This window comes from Variovorax sp. Varisp41, assembly GCF_047325085.1.
In the GTDB taxonomy this organism is placed as follows: domain Bacteria; phylum Pseudomonadota; class Gammaproteobacteria; order Burkholderiales; family Burkholderiaceae_C; genus Variovorax.
Genome location: NZ_CP168540.1, coordinates 4,772,140 through 4,796,581 on the forward strand (window position 1 = coordinate 4,772,140; position 24,442 = coordinate 4,796,581).

General features: G+C 72.2%; 24 protein-coding genes. 13 read left to right on the forward strand and 11 right to left on the reverse strand.

The annotated features are described in order from the left end of the window. Nucleotides 1–22: 22 nt before the first annotated feature. On the reverse strand, nt 23–1,072 hold the full coding sequence (gene queA / locus ACEN9J_RS22045) for a tRNA preQ1(34) S-adenosylmethionine ribosyltransferase-isomerase QueA (protein WP_413762057.1): 1,050 nt from the start codon (nt 1,070–1,072) through the stop codon (nt 23–25). 141 nt (nt 1,073–1,213) lie between these two features. Between queA and ACEN9J_RS22050 the strand changes: the two genes are divergently transcribed. Genes ACEN9J_RS22050 through recG form a run of 3 tightly spaced genes read left to right on the forward strand, consistent with a single transcriptional unit; the run spans nt 1,214 to nt 5,549 of the window. Further along, nucleotides 1,214–1,885, forward strand: coding sequence for a DUF4166 domain-containing protein (locus ACEN9J_RS22050; protein WP_057596192.1), 672 nt, complete (start codon nt 1,214–1,216; stop codon nt 1,883–1,885). After that, entirely contained in the window at nt 1,882–3,372 is a 1,491-nt protein-coding gene (locus ACEN9J_RS22055; protein ID WP_413762058.1) for a TIGR01777 family oxidoreductase, read from the forward strand. Before ACEN9J_RS22050 ends, ACEN9J_RS22055 begins: the two co-directional genes overlap by 4 nt. Before the next feature lie 11 nt (nt 3,373–3,383). Next, entirely contained in the window at nt 3,384–5,549 is a 2,166-nt protein-coding gene (recG, locus tag ACEN9J_RS22060) for an ATP-dependent DNA helicase RecG (protein WP_413762059.1), read from the forward strand. Nucleotides 5,550–5,574: 25 nt separating this feature from the next. Here the strand turns inward: recG and ACEN9J_RS22065 are convergent, their stop codons facing one another. Together ACEN9J_RS22065 and ACEN9J_RS22070 are read right to left on the reverse strand one after the other, a co-directional pair. Then, nucleotides 5,575–6,204, reverse strand: a complete 630-nt coding sequence (locus tag ACEN9J_RS22065) for a LysE family translocator (RefSeq protein ID WP_208509744.1) — start codon at nt 6,202–6,204, stop codon at nt 5,575–5,577. A gap of 60 nt (nt 6,205–6,264) precedes the next feature. Then, nucleotides 6,265–7,221, reverse strand: a complete 957-nt coding sequence (locus ACEN9J_RS22070) for a helix-turn-helix domain-containing protein (RefSeq protein WP_261212894.1) — start codon at nt 7,219–7,221, stop codon at nt 6,265–6,267. 269 nt (nt 7,222–7,490) lie between these two features. On the opposite strand from ACEN9J_RS22070, the gene ACEN9J_RS22075 reads away from it, so the two are divergent. Genes ACEN9J_RS22075 through ACEN9J_RS22100 form a run of 6 tightly spaced genes read left to right on the forward strand, consistent with a single transcriptional unit; the run spans nt 7,491 to nt 13,388 of the window. Further along, nucleotides 7,491–8,624 carry an amino acid ABC transporter substrate-binding protein gene (locus tag ACEN9J_RS22075; RefSeq protein ID WP_413764592.1) on the forward strand — a complete coding sequence of 378 codons (1,134 nt, stop codon included), beginning with the start codon at nt 7,491–7,493 and terminating at the stop codon, nt 8,622–8,624. 4 nt (nt 8,625–8,628) lie between these two features. Next, on the forward strand, nt 8,629–9,504 hold the full coding sequence (locus ACEN9J_RS22080) for a branched-chain amino acid ABC transporter permease (RefSeq protein WP_261212896.1): 876 nt from the start codon (nt 8,629–8,631) through the stop codon (nt 9,502–9,504). Then, the gene (locus ACEN9J_RS22085) at nt 9,501–10,433 is read left to right on the forward strand and encodes a branched-chain amino acid ABC transporter permease (protein ID WP_413762060.1); all 933 of its coding nucleotides are present in this window, start codon (nt 9,501–9,503) and stop codon (nt 10,431–10,433) included. Before ACEN9J_RS22080 ends, ACEN9J_RS22085 begins: the two co-directional genes overlap by 4 nt. Further along, a complete protein-coding gene (locus tag ACEN9J_RS22090) occupies nt 10,426–11,184 on the forward strand; it encodes an ABC transporter ATP-binding protein (RefSeq protein ID WP_413762061.1) in 759 nt (252 codons plus the stop codon). Before ACEN9J_RS22085 ends, ACEN9J_RS22090 begins: the two co-directional genes overlap by 8 nt. After that, complete coding sequence (locus tag ACEN9J_RS22095) at nt 11,181–11,906, forward strand: ABC transporter ATP-binding protein (protein ID WP_413762062.1); 726 nt, start codon at nt 11,181–11,183, stop codon at nt 11,904–11,906. The genes ACEN9J_RS22090 and ACEN9J_RS22095 overlap by 4 nt, the downstream gene beginning before the upstream one ends. Nucleotides 11,907–11,936: 30 nt before the next feature. After that, nucleotides 11,937–13,388, forward strand: coding sequence for an aldehyde dehydrogenase (locus tag ACEN9J_RS22100; RefSeq protein WP_413762063.1), 1,452 nt, complete (start codon nt 11,937–11,939; stop codon nt 13,386–13,388). A gap of 15 nt (nt 13,389–13,403) precedes the next feature. Here ACEN9J_RS22100 and ACEN9J_RS22105 read toward each other — a convergent pair whose 3' ends face one another. The 3 genes from ACEN9J_RS22105 to ACEN9J_RS22115 form a co-directional block, all read right to left on the reverse strand. After that, on the reverse strand, nt 13,404–15,188 hold the full coding sequence (locus ACEN9J_RS22105; protein WP_413762064.1) for a cytochrome c biogenesis protein DipZ: 1,785 nt from the start codon (nt 15,186–15,188) through the stop codon (nt 13,404–13,406). 114 nt (nt 15,189–15,302) lie between these two features. After that, a complete protein-coding gene (locus ACEN9J_RS22110; protein ID WP_413762065.1) occupies nt 15,303–16,676 on the reverse strand; it encodes an ATP-binding protein in 1,374 nt (457 codons plus the stop codon). Between the two features lie 41 nt (nt 16,677–16,717). Further along, on the reverse strand, nt 16,718–17,137 hold the full coding sequence (locus tag ACEN9J_RS22115; RefSeq protein ID WP_413762066.1) for an organic hydroperoxide resistance protein: 420 nt from the start codon (nt 17,135–17,137) through the stop codon (nt 16,718–16,720). Nucleotides 17,138–17,403: 266 nt separating this feature from the next. On the opposite strand from ACEN9J_RS22115, the gene ACEN9J_RS22120 reads away from it, so the two are divergent. Continuing rightward, nucleotides 17,404–18,144: a response regulator gene (locus tag ACEN9J_RS22120; protein WP_413762067.1), complete on the forward strand. Its 741-nt coding sequence runs from the start codon at nt 17,404–17,406 to the stop codon at nt 18,142–18,144. On the opposite strand, the gene ACEN9J_RS22125 is transcribed toward ACEN9J_RS22120, so the two are convergent. From ACEN9J_RS22125 to ACEN9J_RS22140, 4 genes are all read right to left on the reverse strand, one after another. Continuing rightward, a complete protein-coding gene (locus tag ACEN9J_RS22125) occupies nt 18,141–18,269 on the reverse strand; it encodes a hypothetical protein (RefSeq protein ID WP_413762068.1) in 129 nt (42 codons plus the stop codon). The two genes, ACEN9J_RS22120 and ACEN9J_RS22125, sit on opposite strands and share 4 nt — an antisense overlap. A 1-nt stretch (nt 18,270) precedes the next feature. Beyond that, nucleotides 18,271–18,828, reverse strand: a complete 558-nt coding sequence (locus ACEN9J_RS22130) for a thioredoxin family protein (protein WP_261212912.1) — start codon at nt 18,826–18,828, stop codon at nt 18,271–18,273. Nucleotides 18,829–18,963: 135 nt separating this feature from the next. Continuing rightward, nucleotides 18,964–19,944, reverse strand: coding sequence for a tripartite tricarboxylate transporter substrate binding protein (locus ACEN9J_RS22135; protein ID WP_413762069.1), 981 nt, complete (start codon nt 19,942–19,944; stop codon nt 18,964–18,966). A gap of 25 nt (nt 19,945–19,969) precedes the next feature. After that, nucleotides 19,970–21,037: a GntG family PLP-dependent aldolase gene (locus ACEN9J_RS22140; RefSeq protein ID WP_413762070.1), complete on the reverse strand. Its 1,068-nt coding sequence runs from the start codon at nt 21,035–21,037 to the stop codon at nt 19,970–19,972. A 70-nt stretch (nt 21,038–21,107) separates the two neighbouring features. Between ACEN9J_RS22140 and ACEN9J_RS22145 the strand changes: the two genes are divergently transcribed. After that, nucleotides 21,108–22,040, forward strand: coding sequence for a LysR substrate-binding domain-containing protein (locus ACEN9J_RS22145; RefSeq protein ID WP_261212917.1), 933 nt, complete (start codon nt 21,108–21,110; stop codon nt 22,038–22,040). A 9-nt stretch (nt 22,041–22,049) separates the two neighbouring features. Here the strand turns inward: ACEN9J_RS22145 and ACEN9J_RS22150 are convergent, their stop codons facing one another. Beyond that, complete coding sequence (locus ACEN9J_RS22150) at nt 22,050–22,994, reverse strand: GlxA family transcriptional regulator (protein ID WP_413762071.1); 945 nt, start codon at nt 22,992–22,994, stop codon at nt 22,050–22,052. A 190-nt stretch (nt 22,995–23,184) separates the two neighbouring features. Between ACEN9J_RS22150 and ACEN9J_RS22155 the strand changes: the two genes are divergently transcribed. Next, the gene (locus ACEN9J_RS22155) at nt 23,185–23,988 is read left to right on the forward strand and encodes an SDR family NAD(P)-dependent oxidoreductase (RefSeq protein WP_413762072.1); all 804 of its coding nucleotides are present in this window, start codon (nt 23,185–23,187) and stop codon (nt 23,986–23,988) included. A gap of 30 nt (nt 23,989–24,018) precedes the next feature. Next, complete coding sequence (locus tag ACEN9J_RS22160) at nt 24,019–24,414, forward strand: tautomerase family protein (protein ID WP_413762073.1); 396 nt, start codon at nt 24,019–24,021, stop codon at nt 24,412–24,414. Nucleotides 24,415–24,442 lie beyond the last annotated feature (28 nt).

The following is a 24,442-nucleotide window of genomic DNA, read 5'->3' on the forward strand; positions in this document are numbered from 1 at the left end:
GTAAGCGAAATTATATCGATCGTCAGTTTGGGGTGTTTGTACGCTCCAGCAGCATCGCATCGCCATAGCTGAAGAAGCGATAGCGCTGCGCGATGGCGTGCGCATACAGCGCCATCACGCGCTCGTAGCCCGCGAGGGCCGAGACCAGCATCATCAGCGTGCTCTTGGGCAGGTGGAAGTTGGTGATCAGCAGGTCGACGTGCGCGAAGGCGAAGCCCGGCGTGATGAAGATGCGGGTGTCGCCCGCGGCCTCGCCGCTCCTGGCCCACGACTCGAGCGTGCGCACGGTGGTCGTGCCCACGGCCACGATGCGGCCGCCGCGCGCCTTGCACTCGGCGATGGCGCGCTGCGTGGCCTCGGGCACCTCGTAGCGCTCGGCGTGCATGGTGTGCTCGGCGATGTTCTCGGTCTTCACCGGCTGGAAGGTGCCGGCGCCCACGTGCAGCGTGACGCTGGCGCGCCGCACGCCGCGCGCCTCGAGCGCGGCCAGCAGGCCCTCGTCGAAGTGCAGCGCAGCGGTGGGCGCGGCCACGGCGCCGGGCACGCGCGCGAACACGGTCTGGTAGCGGCGCTCGTCGTCGGCCGAGTCGTCGTGCGTGATGTAGGGCGGCAGCGGCACGTGGCCGCAGCGCTCCATCAGCAGGTAGGGGTTCTCGCCGCTGTCGCTCTCGAAAGCGAAGCGGAACAGGGCGCCGTCCTCCTCGGGCCAGCGGCCGAGCAGGGTGGCGCGGAAGCCGCCGACCATTTGCAGCGTGGTGCCCACGGGCGGCTTCTTGCTGACCTTCATGTGGGCCACCACCTCCTGCCCCTGCAGCACGCGCTCGACCAGCAGCTCGAGCTTGCCGCCGGTCGGCTTCTCGCCGAACAGGCGCGCCTTGACGACGCGGGTGTCGTTGAAGACCAGCAGGTCGCCCTCGCGCAGCAGCGAGGGCAGGTCGCGGAAGATGCGGTCGGACGGTGCGGGGCCGGTGCCGTCGAGCAGGCGGGAGGCGGTGCGTTCGGTGGCCGGGTGTTGCGCCACCAGCTCGGGCGGCAGGGCGAAATCGAAATCGGAGAGCGTGAAGGCGCGCATGATGCTTGAGGGCCGGACGGGCCCGTTCCAAGAAGGTGGCCGCGAGGGGCCGTTCGGAGAGCGAGGCGGCGATTGTCCCATGGCGCGAAAACCGGGCGCCGCCGCGGGGTCGGGCGAGGGCCGGCGAGGCAGAATCGCCGCATGGTCGATACACATGCAGCGCGCGTCACGCAGGAGGCCGGGTCCGCGCCCGGGCCCTCCGAGGGCGAGCTCTTCAAGAAGATCCTCGGCGCCGCCTGGCAGGGCCTGCATGCCGACATCCGCCGCCGCTTCGACAAGAACCCCTCGCCCGGCAAGGCACTGCACTACCGCGGCCGGCTCAGCGAACTGCGCTGCTCGCGCTTCGGCCGGCTGCTGGGCCATCTCACGCAGCCGTTGATCCAGGGCGCGCTGATCCCCTACAGCGACGCCGACTTCCCGGTCGAGATCCAGGTCTACGCGAAGCCCGGCGACCCCGCGATCTACAAGCAGCGCATCTACCGGCTGCACGGGCGCCGGCCGATCCAGTTCACCAGCTTCATGCGCGAGAGCGAGCGCGGCGAGGTGCTCGAGTACGTCGGCATGGGGCTGGGCATGAAGCTGGTGCTCAGCGTGGAGAAGGGCAGCCTGCATTTCCAGAGCGACGGCTACTTCTGGGACCTGTTCGGCCGGCGCATCCCGCTGCCGGGCCTGCTCACGCCGGGCAAGACCTTCCTCTGGCATCACAACGAGACGCCCGAGCGCTTCAACATCCGTATCGAGATCCGCCACCCGCTGATGGGCACCACCTTCACCCAGGTCGGCGTGTTCGAGGAAGTGTCCGCCCCCGCATGATCGACACGCACCTGCTGGCGCTGCAGCTGATGGCGGCCCAGGGCGCGCTCGGCGCCTTCGACACGCTCTACCACCACGAGGGCACCGAGGCGCTGCCGCGGCGCGCCTCGGCCGGGCGCGAGCTTGCGATCCACGCGACGCGTTCGTCGATCTACTGCCTGCTGTTCATCGGCCTCTCGTCCTGGGCCTGGCATGGCGCCTGGGCCTGGGTGCTGCTCGCCGTGTTCGGCGTCGAGATCGTGCTCACGCTGTGGGACTTCGTGGTCGAGGACCGCAGCCGCCTGCTGCCGGCCACCGAGCGTGTCACGCACACGGTGCTGGCGATCAACGCGGGCGCCTTCATCGCGCTGCTGGCGCTGGCGGCGGTCGGCTGGGCCGCCGAGCCGACCGCGCTCGCCTGGCAGCCGCAGGGCTGGCTCGGCGCCTTCCTCGCGCTGTGCGGCGTGGGGGTGGGCGTGTCGGGACTGCGCGATGCCTTCGCGGCGCGCGCGCTGCGACGGCGCCGGCGCCAGGCGCGGGTGCGCGAGACCGAGGCGCCGGTGCGCTTCGGCGCGCGGCCGCGGCGCGTGCTGGTCACGGGCGGCACCGGCTTCATCGGCCAGATCCTCGTGCGCCACCTGCTGGCCGACGGCCATGCGGTCACGGTGTGGACGCGCGATGCGCGCGCGGCGGCCTGGAACTTCGGCGGCGCGGTCCGCTGCGTGCAGTCGCTGGCCGAGCTGCCCGCGGCCGAGGAGATCGAGGTGGTGGTCAACCTCGCGGGCGCGCGCATCCTCGGCGCGCGCTGGAGCGAGCGGCGCCAGCGCCAGCTGCTGGCCAGCCGCGAGGGCCTGACGCGGCAGCTGGTCGAATGGATGGCCGCGCGCCCGCGCAAGCCCTGGCTGCTGCTGTCGGGCTCGGCCATCGGCTACTACGGCGTGCAGCCGCAGGGCGATGCCACCGCGCTCGACGAGGAGGCGCCGCCGCAGGACATCTTCATGTCGCGCCTGTGCCAGCGCTGGGAACAGGCGGCGCAGGCCGCGGTCGCGCTGGGCGTGCAGGTGGCCTGCATGCGCTTCGGCTTCGTGCTGGGCCACCAGGGCTCGCTGCCGCAGCTGCTGCTGCCGGTGCGGCTCGGTGTCGGCGGGCGGCTGGGCAGCGGGCGGCAGTGGCTGTCGTGGGTGCATGTGCACGACCTGGTGCGCGCGCTCGCGCATGCCTGGACCCAGATCGAACGCGAAGCTGGCACGCCGGCCGCGCAGGCCTTCAACGTGACCGCGCCGCAGGCGCTGAGCCAGCACGACTTCACGCGCGTCGCGGCCGAGGTGCTGCATCGCCCCTGCTGGATGCCCACGCCCGCGGCGCCCGTGAAGCTGCTGCTCGGCGAGCAGGCCGACCTGCTGCTCGAAGGCCAGCGCGTGGTGCCCGCGCGGCTGCTGCGCGGCGGCTTCCAGTTCATGTTTCCCGATGCGCGCGGCGCCTTGACGGACCTTTGCCGTCCACGCTAGAAGACCTGTCCGTGCCCGCCAAGAAGAAAGCCTCCACACCCGCCGCCGCGCCGAGCGCACCGGGCGCCGCCACGTCTGCACCCGCTGCTCCCGCCGCCCCGGCCGGGCCACCGGGCAGCGGCCTCAGCGTGGTGCAGCGCGCGCTGCGCAAACTCGGCCTGGTGCGCGACATCGACTTCGCGCTCTACCTGCCGATGCGCTACGAGGACGAGACCCGGGTGGTGCGGCTGGCCGACACGCGCGACGGCGACACCGCGCAGATCGAGGGCGTGGTGACCGAGGCCGAGGTGGCCTACCGGCCGCGGCGCCAGCTCATCGTGACCATCGACGACGGCGGCGAGACCTGCCAGCTGCGCTTCTTCAACTTCTATCCCTCGCAGCAGAAGCAGCTCGCGGTGGGCGCGCGAGTGCGCGTGCGCGGCGAGGTGCGCGGCGGCTTCGTCGGGCGGCAGATGATGCATCCCACGGTCAAGGCCGCGGGCACCGCGCTGCCCGAGGCGCTCACGCCGGTCTATCCGACCGTGGCCGGCCTCGCGCAGCCGGTGCTGCGGCGCGAGGTGCGCTCGGGCCTCGCGCGCGCGGTGCTCGACGAGACCATCCCGGTGCAGATCGGCCTGCGCGGCGCCTGGGACCTGCGCGCCTCGCTGAGCTTCCTGCACTACCCGACGCCCGACGTGGCGATGGCCACGCTCGAGGACCACAGCCACCCGGCCTGGCAGCGCATCAAGGCCGAGGAGCTGCTGGCGCAGCAGCTGTCGCAGATGCAGGCGCGCATGGAGCGCGCGGCGCAGCGCGCGCCGATGCTCGACATGGCGGCCGCGCCCCTCGGCGGCAAGGGCTCGCTGCACGACGCGCTGCTGGCCGTGCTGCCCTTCGGCCTGACCGGCGCGCAGGCGCGCGTGGGCGAGGAGATCGCGCGCGATCTCGGGCGCGAGCTGCCGATGCACCGGCTGCTGCAGGGCGACGTGGGCTCGGGCAAGACGGTGGTGGCCGCGCTCGCGGCGGCGCGCTGCATCGACGCGGGCTTCCAGTGCGCGCTGATGGCGCCGACCGAGATCCTCGCGGCCCAGCATTTCGGCAAGCTGGTCGGCTGGCTCGATCCGCTGCTGGCCGAGCGCGGCCTGCGCGTGGCCTGGCTCACCGGCAGCCAGAAGAAGAAGGAGCGCGACGCCATGGGCGCGGCGGTCGAGAGCGGCGAGGCCGCGCTGGTGATCGGCACCCATGCCGTGATCTCCGAGAAGGTGCGCTTCCACAACCTCGCGCTGGCGATCATCGACGAGCAGCACCGCTTCGGCGTGGCGCAGCGGCTGGCGCTGCGCGGCAAGGCGCGCGACGAGCTCGAGCCGCACCTGCTGATGATGAGCGCCACGCCGATCCCGCGCACGCTCGCGATGAGCTACTACGCCGACCTCGACGTCTCCACGCTCGACGAGCTGCCGCCGGGCCGCACGCCGATCGTCACGCGGCTGGTGGCCGAGCACCGGCGCGACGAGGTGATCGCGCGCATCCAGTCGCAGATCGAGCAGGGCCGGCAGGTCTACTGGGTCTGCCCGCTGATCGAGGAGAGCGAGGCGGTCGACCTGCGCAACGCCACCGCCACGCGCGACGAGCTGGCCGACCTGCTCGGGCCGCAGGTCAACGTCGGCCTGCTGCATTCGCGCATGCCCACGGCCGAGAAGCAGGCGGTGATGGCGGCCTTCACCGCCAACCAGATGCACGTGCTGGTGAGCACCACGGTGATCGAGGTCGGCGTGGACGTGCCCAATGCCTCGCTGATGGTGATCGAGCATGCCGAGCGCTTCGGCCTGTCGCAGCTGCACCAGCTGCGCGGGCGCGTGGGCCGCGGCGCGGCGGCCTCGGCCTGCGTGCTGCTCTATGCGCCCGGCGACAGCGGCCGCGTCGGCGAGGCGGCGCGCGCGCGGCTGCGCGCGATGGCAGAGACCAGCGACGGCTTCGAGATCGCGCGCCGCGACCTCGAGATCCGCGGGCCCGGCGAGTTCCTCGGCGCGCGCCAGTCGGGCGCGCCGCTGCTGCGCTTCGCCGACCTCACGACCGACACCTTGCTGCTCGACTGGGCGCGCGAACTCGCGCCGCGCATGCTCGAGCAGCATCCCGAGCTGGCGCGGCGGCACATCGACCGCTGGCTCGGCACCAAGGCCGAGTACCTGAAGGCTTGAAGCTGGAAAAGAGGGCGGGCGTCGATCAGCTCGGCCGCCGCGTCAGCGCCAGCAGGCAGCCGAAGCCGATCATCATGCTGCCGCTCACGCGGTTGAACCAGCGCATCGCGCGGCTGCCGCCGGCCAGCCGGCGCATGCGCGCGCCGAGCAGCGCATAGAGCGCGATCGCCACCACCTCGAAGACCAGGAAGGTCAGGCCCAGCAGCAGGTAGCTCGAGGCATAGGCGCCCGGCACCACGAACTGCGGGAAGAAGGCGGTGAACACCAGGATCGCCTTCGGGTTGCCCGCGGCGACGGTGAACTCCTGCCGCACCAGCACGCGCATCGGCGGCGGGCCCGCGAGCTCGCGCGCCTGCTGCGCCAGTTCGGGCGCGGGCGCGCGCAGCAGCCGGATGCCGATCCACACGAGGTAGGCGGCGCCGATCCACTTGACGATGTCGAAGGCCAGCTCGGAGGCGACCAGCACCGCGCCCATGCCCAGGCCGGCGATCGCGATCATCAGCGCGAAGGCGACCAGGCGGCCGGCCGCGGCGGTCACGGCCTGCGCGATGCCGTAGCGCGCGCCGTTGCTCACCGAGAGCAGGTTGTTGGGGCCGAACGCCATGTTGATGGCGAAGCAGGCCGGCAGGAACAGCAGGTAGGCGGACAGGGTCATGGCGTCTGCGGTGGGGGCGGGGGAGGCGACCATTATCCGCAGCGCCGCGGACCGCCGGCTTCAGCCGAGTGCCTGGCGCCGGAAATCGCTCGGGCTCAGGCCCGTGTGGGCGCGGAACACGCGGCTGAAGTGCGAGAGGTTCACGAAGCCGGCCGCGAGCGCGATGGCGGTCACGGGCTCGGCCACGCGTGCCGGGTCGCGCAGCGCGCGGATGCTGGCGGCCAGCCGCTGCTGCTGGATGTAGCCCGCGAGCGTGTCCTCGCCATCGGCGAAGGCGCCGTGCAGCAGCCGCTTGCTGCAGCGCAGCGCCTGCGCGATGCCCTCGACCGACAGGGCCGGGTCGTGCAGGTTCTGCGCCACGTGGTGGCGGATGCGGTCGGCCAGCGCCTCGCGCTGGGTCTGCTGCGTGTGCTGGCCGGCCAGCTCCATCAGCGACAGCCGCACCAGCTGGATCAGCAGCTCGCCCGCACCGCGCGCGGCCGCCTCGCTCATCGAGGGCAGCTCCTGGTAGGTGCTGCGCATGGTCTCGAGCGCCACGCGCGAGATGCCGCTGGTGCCGCCGATGCGCCGCGCCACCAGCTGCGCGAGCGGCAGCGAGGGCAGGGCCAGCTGTTCCTTGGGCAGCATCACGATCAGGTGGTCGCTGCGCTCGGGGTTGGCCACCGTGTAGTCGAGCGTGGTGTCGTAGAGCGTCCAGCCGCCCGAGCGCACCGCCGCCGCGCGGCCCTTCTGCACCACCTCGGCCGAGCCCTGCCAGGGCGCCACGATCTTCAGGTAGGCCGCGTCGCTCAGGCGCGCCATCTGCGCGGTGCGCAGCACCCGGTGGCGGTTGGCCTCGAGGCGCGTGAGGATCACGTCGCCCGCGCGCGAGGCCGCCAGGTGGCCGTCGAACGGCACCTCGTCGCCGTAGAGGTCGGAGCCCAGGCCGCCGAAGTGGCGGTACACCCACTCGCACCACGCCGGGCCGCGCTCGCGCGGCGGCACTTCGTCGGTCGACAGCAACTGCGATGCGGTCATGGCGCGGCGGGAGGCATTGGGGGTGGATGGGGCGCCCATTGTGGGCCGCGCGGGCGCCGCCTCGCCTTGCGGGTTAACCACTAGCCGGCTGCACGCTGGGACAAGCGCTTTGTGCACCGCCGGCACAGCGTCCGCGCGGTGCCGTTCCTACGATGCCGGGGCGCTCGCACCGGGCGCCGCATGACCCCCGAACATCGAAGGAGACCGCCGTGTTCCACACCCCTCGCCGCCGCTGGATCCAGGGCGCCGCCGCGCTCGGCGCCGCCGCCATGGCGCCGCGCCTGTTCGCCCAGCAGGGCGCGCCGGTGCGCATCGGCTATGCCATCGCCCGCACCGGTCCCTGGGCCGCGGGCGCGCAGGTGAGCCAGGAGCCCAACTACCTGCTGTGGGCCGAGCAGGTCAACGCGGCCGGCGGCCTTGCGGTGAAGGGCGGCGCCAGGCGTCCGATCGAGCTGATCGGCTACGACGACCGCAGCGAGACCGAGACCTGCGTGCGCACCTTCGAGAAGCTCATGGGCAGCGACAAGGTCGACCTGGTGCTGCCGCCCTGGGGCTCGGGCGCCAACTTCGCGGTCGCGCCGCTGGCCAACCGCCTCGGCTATCCGCTGCTCGCGCCCACCGCGCTGTCGCGCAAGCTCATCGACATGCGGCTGCCGTACTTCTTCTCGCTGCTGCAGCAGCCCGACAAGATGATGGGCGCGCTGGTCGACCTGCTGGTGGCCCAGGGCGCGAAGACCGTGGCCATCGTCTACATGGACGACCTGTTCGGCCTCGAGAACTTCGCCGCGCTCAACAACGCGCTCAAGAAGACGCAGATCCAGGTGGTGGAGCGCAAGAGCTATCCGCTCGGCGTGAAGGACCTGGCGCCGGTGCTGCGCGGCATCAAGGACCTGAATCCCGATGCCTTCATCGGCATCACCTATCCGCCCGACACCATCCTCGCGAGCCGCCAGGCGCGCGAGGTGGGCTTCAACCCGAAGTTCTTCTATGCCTCGGTCGGCACCGCCTTCCAGTTGTACAAGAACGTGATGGCCGCCAACACCGAGGGCGTGATCGGCATGGGCTCGTGGAACGGCAAGACCAGCCCCGGCGCCAAGGCCTACTTCGACGCCCACACGAAGAAGTTCGGCAAGGAGCCCGACCGCTGGGCCAGCGGCCATGCCTGGGCCGGCCTCGAGATCCTGCAGCAGGCGGTGGCCAGCGTGGGGCTGGACCGCAAGGCGCTGCGCGAGCACATCGCGAAGACCGAGTTCGGGACCATCCTCGGGCCGATCCGCTTCGAGGGCAGCGAGAACGCCTCGGTGCCCGGCACCGTCGCGCAATGGCAGGGCGGCGAGTTCGAGGTCGTGTGGCCGAAGGACCGCGCCACCGCGCAGCTGGCGCCCAAGCCGGCCTGGAAGTAGCCGCATGTCCTTCGGAGGATGGGCCGAGCTGCTGGCCGGCGGATTGATCTCGGGCGGCATCTACGCGCTGGTGGCCATCGGCCTGAACCTGCAGTACGGGCTGATGCGCATCATGAACATCTCGCACGGCGAGTTCCTGATGCTCGGCGCCTTCCTGACCTGGTGGGCCCACACCGCGCTGGGCATCTCGCCGCTGCTGTTCGTGCCGGTGGCCTTCGCGCTGCTGATGGCGCTGGGCATGGCGGTGCACTGGCTGTGCTTTCGGCAGGTGGCGGCACGCGCGCCCAACGTCGAGGTGTTCGAGGCGCGCAGCCTGATGGTCGGCTTCGGCCTGATGTTCCTGGTGCAGAACACCGCGCTGCTGGTGTGGGGCGGCGACCTGCGCGGCTACGACTACCTGGCCGAGCCGGTGCAGCTCGGCGCGATGCGCTTCACGGCCAACAAGCTGGTGCTGTTCGGCGTGGCGCTCGCGCTGAGCCTGGTGCTGGTGGCGCTGCTCAAGCGCACCCTGCTGGGCAAGGCGGTGCGCGCGCTGATGCAGTCGCCCACCGGCGCGCAACTGGTCGGCATCAACACCCGGCGGCTGCATCCGCTGATGTTCGGCATCGGCCTGGGCCTCTCGGGCGTGGCCGGCGCGCTGCTGTCGATGACCTACGAGATCTCGCCCTCGATGGGCGAGCCCTACACCGTGACCGCGCTGATCGTCATCACGCTCGGCGGCTTCGGCAGCATCGCCGGCAGCCTGGTCGGCGGCCTGCTGCTCGGCGTGGTCGAGGCGCTGGGCATGTACTTCACCAGCCCCTCGCTCAAGATGCTGCTGTCGTACGCCGTGTTCATCGGCGTGCTGATCTGGCGGCCCAATGGATTGTTCTCGCGATGAGTTCCCTGTCCTCTTCTTCCGCGCGGCCGTGGCTGCTGCTCGGCGCCGCCGCCGCGCTCGCCGCCTGCGTGCCCTGGGTCGCCAGCGAGTTCCTGAGCTCGGTGGCGCTGGGCTGCCTGATGTACATCGCGCTGGCCACGAGCTGGTCGCTGTTCTGCGGCGCCACGCGCTACCTCTCGCTCGCCACCTCGGCCTTCTTCGGCCTCGGCGCCTATGCCAGCGCCGTGCTGCTCGACGTGCTGCCCTGGCCGCTGGTGATCCTCGGCGGTGCCACCATCGCGAGCGCGGTCGCGCTGCTGATGGGCGCGGCCGTGCTGCACCTGCGCGGCACCTACTTCGCGGTGCTGACCTTCGGCATGACCGAGCTGATCCGGCATGCGCTGACCTTCGTCGAGAAGCAGGTCTCGGGCACGGTGGGCCGGGTGCTGACCGAGGTGCCGTCCAACGAGACGGTCTACCTCACGGTGCTCGCGATCGCCGTGCTCGCGATCGCCACCGCGATGGCCGTGAAGCGCAGCCGCTTCGGTCTCGCGCTCGCGGGCATCGGCGCCGACGAGCAGCGCGCCCAGACCCTGGGCGTGGACACGCGGCGCGTGAAGATCGCCGGCTTCGCGCTCACCGCGGCCTTCGCGGGCGCGGTCGGCGCGGCGATGGCGGTGCGCTGGACCTACATCGAGCCGGCCGCCGTCTTCAGCCCCTTCATCGGCTTCCAGACCGTGCTGATCGCGATGATCGGCGGCGCCGCCAGCATCGGCGGGCCGGTGCTCGCGGCCGTGGTGTTCAGCGTGCTGTCCGAGACCCTGCGGCTGCAGCTGCCCTACGGCTACATGATGGTGCTGGGGCTGCTGCTGATCCTGTGCGTGATGTACCTGCCCGAGGGGCTGGCGTCGCTGTGGCGGCGCAAGGCGAAGGGAGTGCGCCATGTCTGAGGCCGCGCGACCCCTGCTGCTCGAGGCGCGCGAGGTCAGCGTGCGCTTCGGCGGCCTCACCGCCGTCGACGCGGTCAGCGTCGCGCTGCATGCCGGCGAACTGGTCGGCATCATCGGTCCCAACGGCGCGGGAAAGACCACCTTCTTCAACGCCATCTCGGGCGTGGTGATGCCCACCGGCGGGCAGCTGCTGGTGGAGGACGGCATCGACCTCACGCGCCGCGGCCCGCACCGCTTCGCGGCGCACGGCATCGCGCGCACCTTCCAGACGCCGCGCGTGATGGCCGGCATGAGCCTCGAAGACAACGTGCGTTTCGGCATGCAGTTCGCGGGCCGGCACCGCGCGCCGCTGCCGGGCCTCGCGAGCGTGGGGGAGATCCTCGACATGCTGGGCCTGGGCGCGTTCGCCGACCGGCTCGCGGCCGAGGTCACGCCCTCGCAGCAGCGGCTGCTCGAGATCGGCATGGCGCTCGGCACGCGGCCGCGCGTGCTGCTGCTCGACGAGGTCGCGGCCGGGCTCACCGAGGCCGAGGTCGAGGCCATGGCGCAGCGCATCCGCCGGCTGCGCGACGCGCACGGGCTCACCGTGGTGTGGATCGAGCATGCGGTGACCACCCTGCTGAAGTACGTCGAGCGCGTGCTGGTGCTGCACCAGGGCCGCAAGATCGCCGACGGCACGCCCGCCGAGGTGGTGCGCAACGCGGAGGTGATCGAGGCCTACCTGGGCGACGAGATGGAGGCCACGGCATGAGCGTTGCATCGAACGAAGGCAGCCGCCTCGCCGTGCGCGGCCTGCGCGCCGGCTACCACGGCTTCGAGGTGGTGCAGGGGCTCGATCTCGAGGCCCAGCCCGGCGTGACCGTGGTGCTGGGCCCCAACGGCGCCGGCAAGACCACGCTGCTGAAGGCGCTGGCCGGCCTGCTGCCGCGCCGCGGCGAGGCGCTGCTCGACGGCGTGGCGCTGCCCGCGGGCGATGCCACCGCCTGCGTGCGCCGCGGCATGGCGCTGGTGGCCGAGGGCCGCCAACTGTTCGCGCAGATGACGGTGACCGAGAACCTCGAGCTCGGCGGCTGGCTGGTGCCCGCCGCGCTGCGCGCCGAGCGGCTGGCGCGCGCCTTCGACGACTTCCCGCGGCTGCGCGAACGCGCGAGGCAACTGGCCGGCACCATGAGCGGCGGCGAGCAGCAGATGGTGGCGGTGGCGCGCGCCATGATGAGCGGGCCGCGCCTCCTGATGCTCGACGAGCCCTCGCTGGGCCTCGCGCCGCGCATGGTCGACGAGCTGCTGGCCATCGTGCGCCGCATCGCGGACCAGGGCGTGACCGTGCTGATGGTCGAGCAGAACGTGCGCAAGGCACTGCAGGCCGCCGACCGCGGCTACGTGCTCGAGCGCGGCCGCATCGTGGCCGCGGGCGAGGCCCGCGCGCTGCTCGATTCCGACGCGGTGCGCCAGGCCTACCTCGGCGTCGCCTGAACCTTCTTTCTTCCAGCCAAGGACTTCCCCATGACCGACATCCTCATGCGCATCGGCGGCGAACGCCGTCCGGCCGAAGGCGGCGCCGTCTTCGAGCGCCGCAACCCGCTCGATGGCGCCGTCGCCACGCGCGCGCCCGCCGCCACCGCGCGCGATGCCGTCGCCGCCGTCGAGGCCGCGCAGCAGGCCTTCGCCGCCTGGTCGCAGACCGGCCCCGGCGAGCGCCGCGCGCTGCTGTTGAAGGCCGCGCAGGCGATCGAGGCGCGCCACGACGACTTCGTGCAGGCGATGGCGCGCGAGACCGGCGCCTCGGCGCTGTGGGCCGGCTTCAACGTGCACCTCGCGGCCGGGCTGCTGACCGAGGCGGCCGCGCTCACCACCCAGATCGGCGGCGAGGTGATTCCCTCCGACGTGCCCGGCAGCCTCGCGATGGGCGTGCGCCAGGCGGCCGGCGTGGTGCTCGGCATCGCGCCGTGGAACGCGCCCGTGATCCTCGGCGTGCGCGCGCTCGCCACGCCGCTGGCCTGCGGCAACACGGTGGTGTTCAAGGGCTCGGAGCTGTGCCCGCAGACCCATGCGCTGATCGTCGATGCGCTGCACGACGCCGGCCTGCCGCCGGGCACGGTGAACTTCGTGACCAACGCGCCGGCCGACGCGGCCGAGGTGGTCGAGGCGATCGTCGCGCACCCGGCGGTGCGGCGCGTCAACTTCACCGGCTCCACGCGCGTGGGCCGGCTGATCGCGCAGACCTGCGCGCGCCACATCAAGCCCGCCGTGCTCGAACTTGGCGGCAAGGCGCCCTTCGTGGTGCTCGACGATGCCGACATCGACGCCGCGGTCGACGCCGCCGTGTTCGGCGCCTTCGCCAACTCGGGCCAGATCTGCATGTCGACCGAGCGCATCGTGCTCGACGAGCGCATCGCCGACGCGTTCGTTTCCAGGTTCGCTGCGCGCGCGAAGAGCCTGCCGCTGGGCGACCCGCGCGAGGGCCCGGTGGTGCTGGGCTCGGTGGTCGACATGGCGACCGTGGAGCGCTGCAACGCATTGATCGACGATGCGCTGGCCCAGGGCGCGGTGCTGGTGTGCGGCGGCCGCGCCGGGAACACGCTGATGCCGGCCACGGTGCTCGACCGCGTGACGCCCGCGATGCGCGTCTACGGCGAGGAGACCTTCGGTCCGCTCAAGGCCATCGTGCGCGTGGCCGATACCGAGGCCGCGATCGCCACCGCCAACGACAACGCTTTCGGCCTCTCGTCGGCCGTGTTCGGCCGCGACATCGCGCGCGCCTGGAACGTGGCGCGCCGCATCGAGGCCGGCATCTGCCACGTCAACGGCCCCACGGTGCACGACGAGGCGCAGATGCCCTTCGGCGGCGTGAAGGCCTCGGGCTACGGCCGTTTCGGCGGCAAGGCCGGCGTGGAAGCCTTCACCGAGCTGCGCTGGCTCACGGTGCAGACCACGCCGCGGCACTACCCATTCTGAACCGCCGCGCCGGCTTCAGCCGAAGGTGAAGGCATAGGCCTGCGCGCCGGGGTCGAGGAACTCGATCTCGAACAGCCGCTCGCGCGCGCCCTGCTGCTGGCGCACCAGCTGGTAGAGCCGCTGCGCGTCGACCGTGCCCACGCCTTGCGCGTCGGTGTCGAAGCCGTGGTCGGCCAGCGGCGGCTGGCCGTCGATGCGCACGCGAAAGCGCACCGGCTTGCCGTCGGCCGCGGGGCCGAGCACCAGGTGCAGGTCGCGCGCCTGGAAGCGGTAGGCGATGCGCCCGCCCGGGCGCGCGAGCACCGCGCGCTCGGCATCGACCGCCCAGTCGCCCGCCAGCGCCCACTGGTTGATGCGCAGAGCGGCCGGCACCTGGTAGGCATGGGTGCGGCCCGCGACCAGCCCGCCCGGCGAGGCGAAGCCCTCGGCGCGTTCCTGGCCGATGTAGGTCTCGCCCGAGCGCACGGGCTCGGCGCCGGGCGCGGCCTGCGTGCCCAGGCCCTGCGGCGCGACCAGCCCCGCGGCCGCCACGCGCGTTTGCCCGGCCTCGGCCAGCAGCTGCTGGATCACCTGCTCCGACTTCGCGTACTGGCCCTCGCCGGACAGCTGGTGGCGGATGCGCCCCTGCGCGTCGACGAAATAGAAGGCCGGCCAGGCCTGGTTGCCGAAGGCGCGCCAGATCGCGTAGTCGCTGTCGACCGCGACCGGGAAGCCGATCCCGAGGTCCTTGACCGCGCGGCGCACGTTGGCCGGGCGCTTCTCGAACGCGAACTCGGGCGTGTGCACGCCCACCACCACGAGGCCGGCGTCCTTGTACTTCTCGGCCCAGGCGCGCAGGTAGGGCAGGGTGCGCAGGCAGTTGATGCAGGAGTAGGTCCAGAAGTCGACCAGCACCACCTTGCCGCGCAGCGCCTCGGGCGTGAGCGGCGGCGAGTTGATCCATTCGGTGGCGCCGGCCAGCGCGGGGAACGGGCCCTGGTCGCGCAAAGGGCGCGGCGTGAAGGCGGGGACGGGCGCGGGGGCTTCGGCGCTGGTCAGCATCAGGCCGCCGCGGTCCTGACGCGCGGACTGCGGCACGGCGGGCTTCGGCGGGCCGAGGCGGTCGAGCAGCGCCTGTTCGAGCGCGTTGGTGCCGCCGCCCGAGAGCCGGCTCAGCAGGCCGGTGTCCAGCCCGAGCGCGATCGCGCCCACGCCCGCGAGCACCGCGGCGCCGGCCGCGCGGCGCAGCCATTCGCCGGTGCGCAGCGAGGCCTTCATGCGCGCGAACATCCGGTGGCCGAACAGCAGCGCACCCGCCAGCGAGGTGCAGGCGCCGGCCGCGTAGGCCAGGAGCAGCAGCGAGGTGCCGGCGCTGGCGCCGTTGAGCGCGGCGCCGGTCAGGATCAGTCCCAGGATCGGGCCCGCGCAGGGCGCCCACAGCAGGCCCGTGCCCACGCCCAGCAGCAGCGGCGAGAACACCGAGCCGCCGGTGGGCGCGTCGGCCAGCCGCAAGCCGAGCGCCACCAGCGGCCGGCTCAGCCGGTCGGCCAGCGCGGGCAGCAGCAGCGTGAGGCCGAACAGCGCGAGCAGCGCGATCGCCGCGTAGCGCCCCCACTCGTTGAGCGCCACCACCCAGCCGCCGCCCACGGCCGCGAGGGTGGCGACGGCCGCGAAGGCCAGCGCCATGCCCGCGAGCATCGGCAGGCCGTGCGAGCGGAACGGGCGGTCGGCGCGCGCGAACACGAAGGGCAGCACCGGCAGGATGCAGGGGCTCAGGATGGTGAGCACCCCGCCGAGGTAGGCAACGATGAGAACGAGCATGGTGGCGCTCCTGGTTGGGTCGTGGATGGATCGGTGGGGAAGGGGCGTGCGCATCCCCCGCGGCCTCGCGTCGCGGGGCCGCCGTCGGGTGTCGCCGTGGTGGGTTGTGTGCGCTCAGTCGCCCGGCGCGGGCCGCGTGCCCAGCAGCAGGCTGGCCTCGAGCCCGCCCTCGGGCCGGTTGGCCAGCCGCAGCTGCGCGCCCATCGCGGTCGCGAGCTGCTGCGCGATCGCCAGGCCCAGGCCGGTGCCGCCGGTGTCGCGGTTGCGCGAGCTCTCGACGCGGTAGAAGGGCTTGAGCACCGCGTCGAGCTCGTCGGCCGGGATGCCCGGGCCGTTGTCGACCACCGCGATGCGCAGCTGGCCGCCCGCGGCCTCGGGCTGCACGCGCACGCTGACCTCGGTGCCGAACTTGAGCGCGTTGTCGATCAGGTTGGCGAGGATGCGGCGCAATGCGTTGGGCCGGGTCACGATCGGCGCGCCGGCGCGGCCCTCGAGCCGCACCGGCTGGCCGGCGTCCTCGTAGTCGGCGAGCATGCTCTGCACCAGCGCATCGGCATCCACGCGCAGCGGCGGCTCGGTCGCGCCGTGCAGCGTGCGCGCATAGGTCACGCCCTCGCGCACCAGCGACTTCATCGCGTCGAGGTCCTGGCGGAACTTGTCGCGCTCGGGCGTGGCGTCCATCAGCTCGGTGCGCAGCCGCATGCGCGTGATCGGCGTCTGCAGGTCGTGCGAGATCGCGGCCAGGATCTCGACGCGCTCCGACATGTAGCCCGAGATGCGCTGCTGCATTGCATTGAAGGCGCGCGCGGCATGGGCCACCTCGCTCGGGCCGTGCTCGTCGAGCGGCCGGCCCTTGAGGTCGGGCCCGAGCTCGTCGGCCGCGCTCGCCAGCTGCGCCAGCGGCCGCGTGACCAGCCGCACCGCGGCCCAGGCACACAACGCGAGCACCAGCAGCTGGACCGCCATGCCCCACATCAGCCAGGGCGACATCGGCATGTCGACGCGGCGCGCATGCACGATCAGCGCCGAGCCGTCGTGCAGCCGCACCTGGATCTCCAGGCCGCCGGCGGGGTTGCCGACCTCGCCGATCTTCACGATCTCGAACGGGCGCATGGCTTCCATGATGGCCTCGCCGAACTGGCGCAGCGAGGCCGAGGCCGGCGTGCCGCCGCCGGCCTCGCCGCCGAGCGTGAAGTGGTAGTTGCGCCGCTCCAGCCGCGCCAGCCAGTCCGCGCGCTCGCCGGCCGGCAGGCGGTCGAGCAGTGCCACCGAGCTCGCGATGTCGCGCTCGATGCCGATCATCATCAGCTCGCGCATCGCGAGGCCGCGCTCGTAGTCGATCGCGCCGAAGGTCAGGGCCTGCGCGATCGCGAGGCCGACCACGATGATCAGCGTGACGCGCGCGAACAGCGAGCGCGGGACCAGCCGGCGCAGCCCGCGGCGGACGGGGGGGGCCTGGCTGGCGGCGGGGCTGGCGGGGGTGGACATGGACGCCTTTATAGACGGACGGAGGAGGGCACCGGCGCGGCTCAGACCAGGCGCAGCGTCACGTCGATGTTGCCGCGCGTGGCCTTCGAGTACGGGCAGGTCTGGTGCGCCGCGTCGACCAGGCCCTGGGCCACCTCGCGGTCCAGGCCCGGGATGCTCACCTCGAGCCGGGCCTGCAGGAAGTAGCCGCCCGTGCCGCTGCCGAGGTCGACCTCGGCGTTCACGCTGAGGTCGGCCGGCAGCGCGATCTTCTGCTTCGCGGCGGCCAGGCCCATCGCGCCGATGAAGCAGGCCGACCAGCCGGCCGCGAACAGCTGCTCGGGGTTGGTGCCCTGGCCGGCGGAGCCGGGCGAGGACAGCTGGATGTCGAGCCGGCCGTCGCTGCTGCGCGCGCTGCCGTCGCGGCCGCCGGAGGTGGTGTGGGTCTTGCCGGTGTAGAGGACCTTGTCGATCTGGCTCATGGTGGTTCCTTGGATGGATGAAGAAGGGTCTGTTCGTCGAACGGAACGGATTCTTGGGCCGCGACCATCCCCGCGGTGCGCCTTGCGTATGCCTGTGTATCCGCGCGAAAAACGCACACAGTACGTTTCACGCCCCAGGGTGCGGCCAGCCCCGAATGCAACGGCATGTGGCGCCGCGCCGCGCCGGATACTTGGACATACAAAAGCCGCTGGCGCGCGCCGGCCGGCGGCTACATTGCGCTGCACGACAACCCAGAGACCGCGCCATGAACACCAGGCCCTCCGACCACATCCTCATCGTCGACGACGACCGGGAGATCCGCGAACTGCTGAGCACCTACCTGGTGAAGAACGGCCTGCGCGTGGTGGCGGTGCCGACCGGGCGCCACATGCGCGCGGCGCTCGAGGACTCGGGGCCCTTCGACCTGATCATCCTCGACCTGATGCTGCCGGGCGAGGACGGCCTGACGCTGTGCCGCGACCTGCGCACCGGCAAGTACAAGGCCACGCCGATCCTGATGCTGACCGCGCGCAGCGAGGAGGCCGACCGCATCCTGGGCCTGGAGATGGGCGCCGACGACTACCTGGCCAAGCCCTTCTCGGCGCGCGAGCTGCTTGCGCGCATCCGCTCGGTGATGCGCCGCACCCGCATGCTGCCGCCCAACATGGGCGCGACCGAGGCCGCGCGCAAGCTGGCCTTCGGCGAATGGCAGGTCGACACCGTGGAGCGCCACCTGCTCGACGAGAGCGGCACCATGGTCGCGCTCAGCGGCGCCGAGTACCGGCTGCTGCGCGTGTTCCTCGACCATCCGCAGAAGGTGCTGAGCCGCGACCAGCTGCTGAGCCTGACCCAGGGCCGCGAGGCCGAGCTGTTCGAGCGCTCGATCGATCTGCTGGTGAGCCGGCTGCGCCAGCGCCTGCGCGACGATGCGCGCGAGCCGCGCTACCTGAAGACGGTGCGCAGCGAGGGCTACGTGCTGGCCGCGGCGGTCGAGGCGCGCGACTAGGCGTTTTTTCGCTTCGAAGGACCCGTCGCCGAGCGGGTCGAGATGCATTGGCAGTTCGTCGGCTGGCGGACTTCGTGCGCGAAGCCGCCCGCGAGGAACAGCAGGGCGAACCAGAGCTTCTTCATGTCAGGAAGCCGGCGCGGGTTCGGCCAGCAGCGCCTGGATCTTCTTCTCGGTCGTGCCGTAGCTGCCCTCGCCGAAGTGCGAATAGACGATGCGGCCCTGCTTGTCGATCAGGTAGACGGCCGGCCAGTACTGGTTGCGGAAGGCCTTCCAGGTGCCGTAGCCGTTGTCCTGCGCGACCGCGTGGCGGATCTGCAGGCGCTGGATCGCGTCCTTCACGTTCTGCGTCGACTTCTCGTAGGCGAACTCGGGCGTGTGCACCCCGACCACGACCAGCCCCTGGTCCTTGTACTTCGCGTCCCAGTCCTTGACGTAGGGCAGGTGGTTCAGGCAGTTGATGCAGGTGTAGGTCCAGAAGTCGACCAGCACCACCTTGCCGCGCAGCGCGGCCATGTCCAGCGGCGGCGAGTTGAGCCAGGTGTCGATGTTGGTGAAGGCCGGCGCGGGCGCGGCCTGCGCGGCGGGGATGTCGCCGCCGCCGGGCGGCGCGGCGAGGGTGACGAAAGCCACCGAGGCGGCGATGGCGGCGGCGATGGCGAGCGGTGCAGCGGGGATGCGCATGGCGGTTCCTTCGGGTGAGAAAGAGGCGGTGGAAGAATCGATGCGGCGATTCTTCGACGCCCGCCGCCGCTGCCGCGCGCGCTGCGTATGCCTGTGTATCCGTGGGGCGCAAGCCGCACAGTACGTTGCACGCTGCTAGCTGTTGAGCGTGAACCCCGTCTGCTTCACCACCGCCTGCCAGCGCGCGATCTCGTCGTTCAGGTGCTTCGCGAAGGCCTGGCTGCCGCGCGGCATCGGGTCGATGAAGGCATCGGCCAGCCGGGCCTTGACCTCGGGCAGGTCGAGCACCTTGGCGAGCGCGGCGTTCAGGCGCTGCTGCACGTCGGCGGGCGTCTTCGCGGGCACCATGAGGCCGTACCAGACGCTGCCGACGATGCCGGGCGCGCTCTCGGCGAAAGTCTGCACCTGCGGCAGCTTGGGATCGCGCGCCGTGCTCGCGATGGCGAGCACCTTGAGCCGCCTGGCCTCGATGTGCGGCATGCAGGCCGGCACCGAGTTGATCACCATCGGCACCTGGCCGCCGATGGCATCGGTCAGCGCGAGCGCGCCGCCCTTGTAGGGCACGTGCACCAGCTCCATCCCGGTCTTGAGCTTGAGCAGCTCGTAGAGCAGGTGCGGCGCCGAGCCCTGGCCCGGCGTGCCGACGCCGTACTGGCGCACCTGCTCGCGCGGCAGCGCCAGCAGCTCCTTGAGCGAGTTGGCGGGGAACGACGGATGCGCCACCAGCAACTGGGGCGAGGAGCCGATCAGCGTGAGCGGCGCGAAGTCCCGGATCGAATCGAAGGGCAGCCGCGGCTGCACCGCCGCGTTGGTGGCGTGCGCGGCATCGGCGATCAGCAGCGTGTAGCCATCAGCCGCGCTCTTGGCCACGGCATCGGTGCCGATCATGGCGGAGGCGCCGGCCTTGTTGTCGACGATGACGTTCCAGCCGCTGGACTCGGTCAGCTTCTGCGCGACCAGGCGCCCGACCACGTCGGAGCCGCCACCGGGCGCATAGGGCACGACCAAGCGGATCGGGCGGCTCGGGTAGTCATTGGCGAAGGCGGGGCGGCCGAGCGACAGGGCCGCGGCCGAGAGGGAGGTGGCGACGAAGTCGCGGCGGGACAGGGTGGGCATGGTGGATCTCCTGGAAGGGGGCGGCTCAGCCGAGCAGGGCGTCGGCGGCGCGGCGGAAGCCGGCGATGGCGGCGTCGACGGCGGCGGTGTCGATGTGGCGATGCGTCACGAGGCGCAGCCGGTGGCTGCCCCAGGCGCGCACCAGCACGCCGTGTTCGCGCAGCGCGCGGGTCCAGGCCGCGCTGTCGGGGCCGCTCGCGGGCAGGTCGGCGAGCACGATGTTGGTGGCGGGCGTGTTGGTGCGTAGCGCGCCGGGCCGGAGGCCGCCCAGGCCCTCGGCCAGCCGCCGCGCCTGGCGGTGGTCGTCGGCGAGCCGGCCCGCCATGGTCTCGATGGCCTCGAGCCCGGCCGCCGCGACCACGCCGACCTGGCGCTGCGTGCCGCCGAGCATCTTGCGCAGCCGGCGCGCACGTTCGATCGTCGCCGTGGTGCCGACCAGCACCGCGCCGGCCGGCGCGCTCAGGCCCTTCGAGAGGCAGACGGACACGCTGTCGGCGAAGCGCGCGATGGCGGCGGGCGCCACCTCGATCGCGACCGCCGCGTTGAACAGCCGCGCGCCGTCGAGGTGCACGCGCGCGCCCGCGCCCCGCGCGGCCTCCAGCACCGCGCGCATGTGCTCGAGCGGCGGCACGGCGCCGCCCGCGTTCGCGTGCGAGGTCTCCATGCCGACGAGTTCGGTGCGCAGGCCGCCGGGGCGGCGCAGGGTGCGATCGAGTTCGTCGAGGTCCATCGCGCCGGCCGTGCCCGCGATGCCGAGGTAGGCCAGGCCCGCGAGCGTGGCGCCGCCGCGCTCGGTCAGGAACATGTGGGCCGTGGCCTCGAGCAGCACCTGGCCCTGGCGCTCGGTCTGCGCGAGCACGGCCAGCAGGTTGCCCATGGTGGCCGTGGGCACGTAGAGGCCGGCCTCCTTGTCGAGCGTGCGCGCCACCAGCGCCTCGAGTTCGCGCGCGGTCGGGTCGCCGTCGAGGCCGTCGTCGCCCAGCGGCGCGCTGCGCATGCGCTCGTACATCGCGGGCGTGGGCCGCGTCACGGTGTCGCTGCGCAGGTCCACGCCGGAAGGATCGGAGGGTGCGTTCGCGTCGGTGCCAGTCATGGCGGCGAGTATTCGCGCGCCGCCCGGATACGCAAAATTCCTTGTAGAGGGTGCGTCATACAATTTTGATATGACGACCCGCCGCATGACGCTCAAGCACATCGAGGCCTTCCGCATCGTCATGCAGACGGGCTCGATGACCGAGGCCGCGCGCCGGCTCCACACCTCGCAGCCCCAGGTCAGCCGGCTGGTGTCGCAGCTCGAGGCCATCGTCGGCTTCCTGCTGTTCGAGCGCCGCGGCACGCGCCTCCTGCCCTCGCTCGACGGCAAGCGTTTCTTCCAGGACGTGGAGAAGGCCTTCGTCGGGCTCGAGGGCCTGGAGGGCGCGGCCTCGAACATCCGCTCCTTCGGTGGCGACCGGCTCGCGGTGGCCGCCATGCCGCGGATTGCGGGCGGGCTGCTGAGCAAGGCCGTCGCGCAGTTCAAGGCCGAGCATCCCGAGACCCTGCTCACCATCCACTCGGGCGCGGCCGCCACCGTCAACACCTGGGTCAGCTCGGGCCTGTGCGAGCTCGGCCTGGCCATCCTCTACGGCGACGACGTGCCGGGCATGCAGGTCCAGACCCTGCTGACCATGGACTGCGTGGCCGTGCTGCCGATCGGGCACCGGCTCGCGAAGCGCAAGCAGGTCGCGGCGGCCGACCTCGAGGGCGAGGCCTTCGTCTCGTTCCCGCTCGGCAGCGCGCCGCGCGAACGCATCGACCGCGTGCTGGCGGCCGCGGGCGCCCGCACGCGCACGGTGCTGGAGTCGGACCTCGGTGCCTCGGTCTGCGCGCTGGTCGCCGCGGGCCTGGGCGTCAGCGTGCTCAACCCGCTGGCGGCGCTCGAGGAGCGGCGCAACCTCGAGCTCGCGGTGCGCGCCTTCGTGCCCGCGATCCCGGTGCGGCTCGCGCTGCTGCTGCCACCCGATGCGCCGGATTCGCGGCTGGTGAGCGCCTTCGCGGACCAGGTGCGCGCGGTGATCGCGTCGGACCTCGAGGTGATCCGGCCGTACCGGCGCTGAAGCCGCCGGCTACACCAGCTCGGCGTTGGCCGAGATGCGCTGGATCGCTTGCGGCGGCTGCCCGAAGGCGCGCAGGAACGCCTGCCGCATGCGCTCGCGGTCGCCGAACCCGGTTTCGCGCGCGATCACCTCGATCGGGTGGCGGCTGGTTTCCATCATCAGGCGCGCGGCCTCCACGCGCAGCCGCTCGATCGCCTTGGCCGGCGGCTGCCCGGTCTCCTCGCGGAACACGCGGCTGAACTGGCGCGGGCTCAGGTGCGCCGCGTTGGCCAGCACCTCCACCGACAGGTCGGAGGCGAGGTTCTCCCTGGCATAGGCCAGGGCCGTCTGCACGCGATCGGACCTGGCATCGAGCTCGAGCAGGGTCGAGAACTGCGACTGGCCGCCGCCCCGGCGCTGGTAGATGACCAGCTTGCGCGCGATCGTCAGCGCCAGCTTGCGGCCGAGATCCTTCTCGATCACCGCGAGCGCGAGATCGAGGCCCGCGCTCATGCCGGCCGAGGTCCAGACCGGCCCGTCGATGACGAAGATGCGGTCTTCCTCCATCTGCACGCGCGGATAGCGCTCCCTGAAGGCGCGCGCATGCAGCCAGTGGGTGGTCGCCTTGCGGCCGTCGAGCAGACCCGCTTCGGCCAGCACGAAGGCGCCGGTGCAGATCGAGGCCATGCGGCGCGAGCGTGCGGCCGAGGCGCGGACCCGCTCGATCAGGCTGCGCGGCGGCAGGCGGCATTCGTTGTCGCCCGCCACGATCAGGGTGTCGAAGGTGCGCTCGCCCCAGGCCTCGGTCTGCACCGCGAAGCCCTGCGACGAGGCCACCGCGCCACCGGGTTCGGACACCACGGCGAAGTCGTAGGCCGCCGAACCGTGCATCAGGTTGGCGTATTCGAAGGCCGTGGCCACCGCCAGGGCCAGGGACTGGAAGCCGGGGTAGACGAGCAATCCGACGCTGTGCATTTCGCGCTCCTCGAGTGACCTGAAAACTTGCATGTCGTGCAAGCGCGCCATTCTGCGGCGCTTCGCGCGGTGCTGCCGGTCCGTGTCCTAAAACCTTGCATCTATGACATTGAGGAAATTCGGTGCGATTTCTACGATGACTTCCAGGCGCCGGCAGCCCGCCGGCCCGCTCTCTTCCAAGGTGAATTCCATGACCGCTTCCACGACCTCCCGAGGCACCGCGCTGATCACGGGCGCTTCCACCGGCATCGGCGCCATCTACGCCGACCGCCTGGCCCGGCGCGGCCACGACCTGATCCTGGTGGCCCGCAACGGCGAGCGGCTGCGAACGCTGGCCGACGAGCTGCGTGCCGCCACCGGACGCCGGATCACGACCCTCGTCGCCGACCTGACCGACCCGGCGGCGCGCTCGCGCGTCGAAGAGGTGCTGCGCACCGACGAGTCCCTCACGATGCTGGTCAACAACGCCGGCATCGGCTCGGTCGCGTCCATCCTCGCGGACGATGCCGACACCATGGAGCACATGATCGCGCTCAACGTCACGGCGCTCACGCGCCTGAGCTATGCCGTGGCGCCCGCGTTCGTGCGGCGCAAGGCCGGCACGATCGTCAACATCGCCTCGGTGGTCGGCGTCGCGGTCGAGATGCTCAATGGGGTCTACAGCGCGTCGAAGTCCTATGTCATCGGCTTCGGCCACACGCTGCAGCGCGACCTGGGCGACAAGGGCGTGCGCATCCAGACCGTGATGCCGGGCGCCACGGCCACCGAGTTCTGGGACGTCGCGGGCTATGCGCCGCAGAAGGAATCGGCCAGCACCATGTCGGCCGCGGACCCGGTGGACGCCGCGCTGGCGGGCCTCGACGCGGGCGAGCGCGTGACCATCCCGGGCCTGCACGAGGGCGAGCGGTGGACGCAGTGGGAGGCCGATCGCCGCGCGCTGGCGCCGAAGTTCGCCAACGCCGTTCCGGCCGCGCGCTATGGTCTGGCGCGCTGAGTCCTCTTTTCTTCTTTCCAGGAGCCCCGCATGCCGTACCTCCAGCTGGACGTCAACGACCACTACCCGAGCGAGCTCAAGCAGCGCCTGGCCGAACGCATGAGCCGCACCTACGCCGAGATGATGTCGGTGGACATCCGCCGCATCAGCGTCGCGGTGCGGGAGCTCGGCGAGGGCGGGCTCTGGCGCATTTCCGACCCGGAGGGCCCGCCGGTGCCGGTCGCGCTGATGATGCTGGACATCCGCCACGGCCGTCCGCCCGAGCTGCGCATGGCGCTCGCCAAGGCGCTGTGCGCCCACTGCATCGAGTTGCTGGGCCTGCGCGAGGACCGGCTCAACGTCGAGTTCACGCAGCACACGGGCGACGAGATGTACCACCCCACGCTCGGCGGCTACAGCCCGGACTGGACGCCCGGGGAGGCCTGACGCGGGCCGCGGCGGCGGCGCCCGACCC

What these genes read in the sequence shown, in the direction of transcription:
- ACEN9J_RS22125 (WP_413762068.1), bottom strand. Translation starts at nt 18,269, where the DNA reads ATGAAGAAGCTCTGGTTCGCCCTGCTGTTCCTCGCGGGCGGCTTCGCG.
- ACEN9J_RS22080 (WP_261212896.1), top strand. Translation starts at nt 8,629, where the DNA reads ATGTCCTTCGGAGGATGGGCCGAGCTGCTGGCCGGCGGATTGATCTCG.
- ACEN9J_RS22100 (WP_413762063.1), top strand. Translation starts at nt 11,937, where the DNA reads ATGACCGACATCCTCATGCGCATCGGCGGCGAACGCCGTCCGGCCGAA.
- ACEN9J_RS22110 (WP_413762065.1), bottom strand. Translation starts at nt 16,676, where the DNA reads ATGTCCACCCCCGCCAGCCCCGCCGCCAGCCAGGCCCCCCCCGTCCGC.
- ACEN9J_RS22085 (WP_413762060.1), top strand. Translation starts at nt 9,501, where the DNA reads ATGAGTTCCCTGTCCTCTTCTTCCGCGCGGCCGTGGCTGCTGCTCGGC.
- ACEN9J_RS22120 (WP_413762067.1), top strand. Translation starts at nt 17,404, where the DNA reads ATGAACACCAGGCCCTCCGACCACATCCTCATCGTCGACGACGACCGG.
- ACEN9J_RS22115 (WP_413762066.1), bottom strand. Translation starts at nt 17,137, where the DNA reads ATGAGCCAGATCGACAAGGTCCTCTACACCGGCAAGACCCACACCACC.
- ACEN9J_RS22155 (WP_413762072.1), top strand. Translation starts at nt 23,185, where the DNA reads ATGACCGCTTCCACGACCTCCCGAGGCACCGCGCTGATCACGGGCGCT.
- ACEN9J_RS22065 (WP_208509744.1), bottom strand. Translation starts at nt 6,204, where the DNA reads ATGACCCTGTCCGCCTACCTGCTGTTCCTGCCGGCCTGCTTCGCCATC.
- ACEN9J_RS22130 (WP_261212912.1), bottom strand. Translation starts at nt 18,828, where the DNA reads ATGCGCATCCCCGCTGCACCGCTCGCCATCGCCGCCGCCATCGCCGCC.
- queA (WP_413762057.1), bottom strand. Translation starts at nt 1,072, where the DNA reads ATGCGCGCCTTCACGCTCTCCGATTTCGATTTCGCCCTGCCGCCCGAG.
- ACEN9J_RS22095 (WP_413762062.1), top strand. Translation starts at nt 11,181, where the DNA reads ATGAGCGTTGCATCGAACGAAGGCAGCCGCCTCGCCGTGCGCGGCCTG.
- ACEN9J_RS22140 (WP_413762070.1), bottom strand. Translation starts at nt 21,037, where the DNA reads ATGACTGGCACCGACGCGAACGCACCCTCCGATCCTTCCGGCGTGGAC.
- ACEN9J_RS22070 (WP_261212894.1), bottom strand. Translation starts at nt 7,221, where the DNA reads ATGACCGCATCGCAGTTGCTGTCGACCGACGAAGTGCCGCCGCGCGAG.
- ACEN9J_RS22090 (WP_413762061.1), top strand. Translation starts at nt 10,426, where the DNA reads ATGTCTGAGGCCGCGCGACCCCTGCTGCTCGAGGCGCGCGAGGTCAGC.
- ACEN9J_RS22075 (WP_413764592.1), top strand. Translation starts at nt 7,491, where the DNA reads ATGGCGCCGCGCCTGTTCGCCCAGCAGGGCGCGCCGGTGCGCATCGGC.
- ACEN9J_RS22150 (WP_413762071.1), bottom strand. Translation starts at nt 22,994, where the DNA reads ATGCACAGCGTCGGATTGCTCGTCTACCCCGGCTTCCAGTCCCTGGCC.
- ACEN9J_RS22050 (WP_057596192.1), top strand. Translation starts at nt 1,214, where the DNA reads ATGGTCGATACACATGCAGCGCGCGTCACGCAGGAGGCCGGGTCCGCG.
- ACEN9J_RS22055 (WP_413762058.1), top strand. Translation starts at nt 1,882, where the DNA reads ATGATCGACACGCACCTGCTGGCGCTGCAGCTGATGGCGGCCCAGGGC.
- ACEN9J_RS22160 (WP_413762073.1), top strand. Translation starts at nt 24,019, where the DNA reads ATGCCGTACCTCCAGCTGGACGTCAACGACCACTACCCGAGCGAGCTC.
- ACEN9J_RS22135 (WP_413762069.1), bottom strand. Translation starts at nt 19,944, where the DNA reads ATGCCCACCCTGTCCCGCCGCGACTTCGTCGCCACCTCCCTCTCGGCC.
- ACEN9J_RS22145 (WP_261212917.1), top strand. Translation starts at nt 21,108, where the DNA reads ATGACGACCCGCCGCATGACGCTCAAGCACATCGAGGCCTTCCGCATC.
- ACEN9J_RS22105 (WP_413762064.1), bottom strand. Translation starts at nt 15,188, where the DNA reads ATGCTCGTTCTCATCGTTGCCTACCTCGGCGGGGTGCTCACCATCCTG.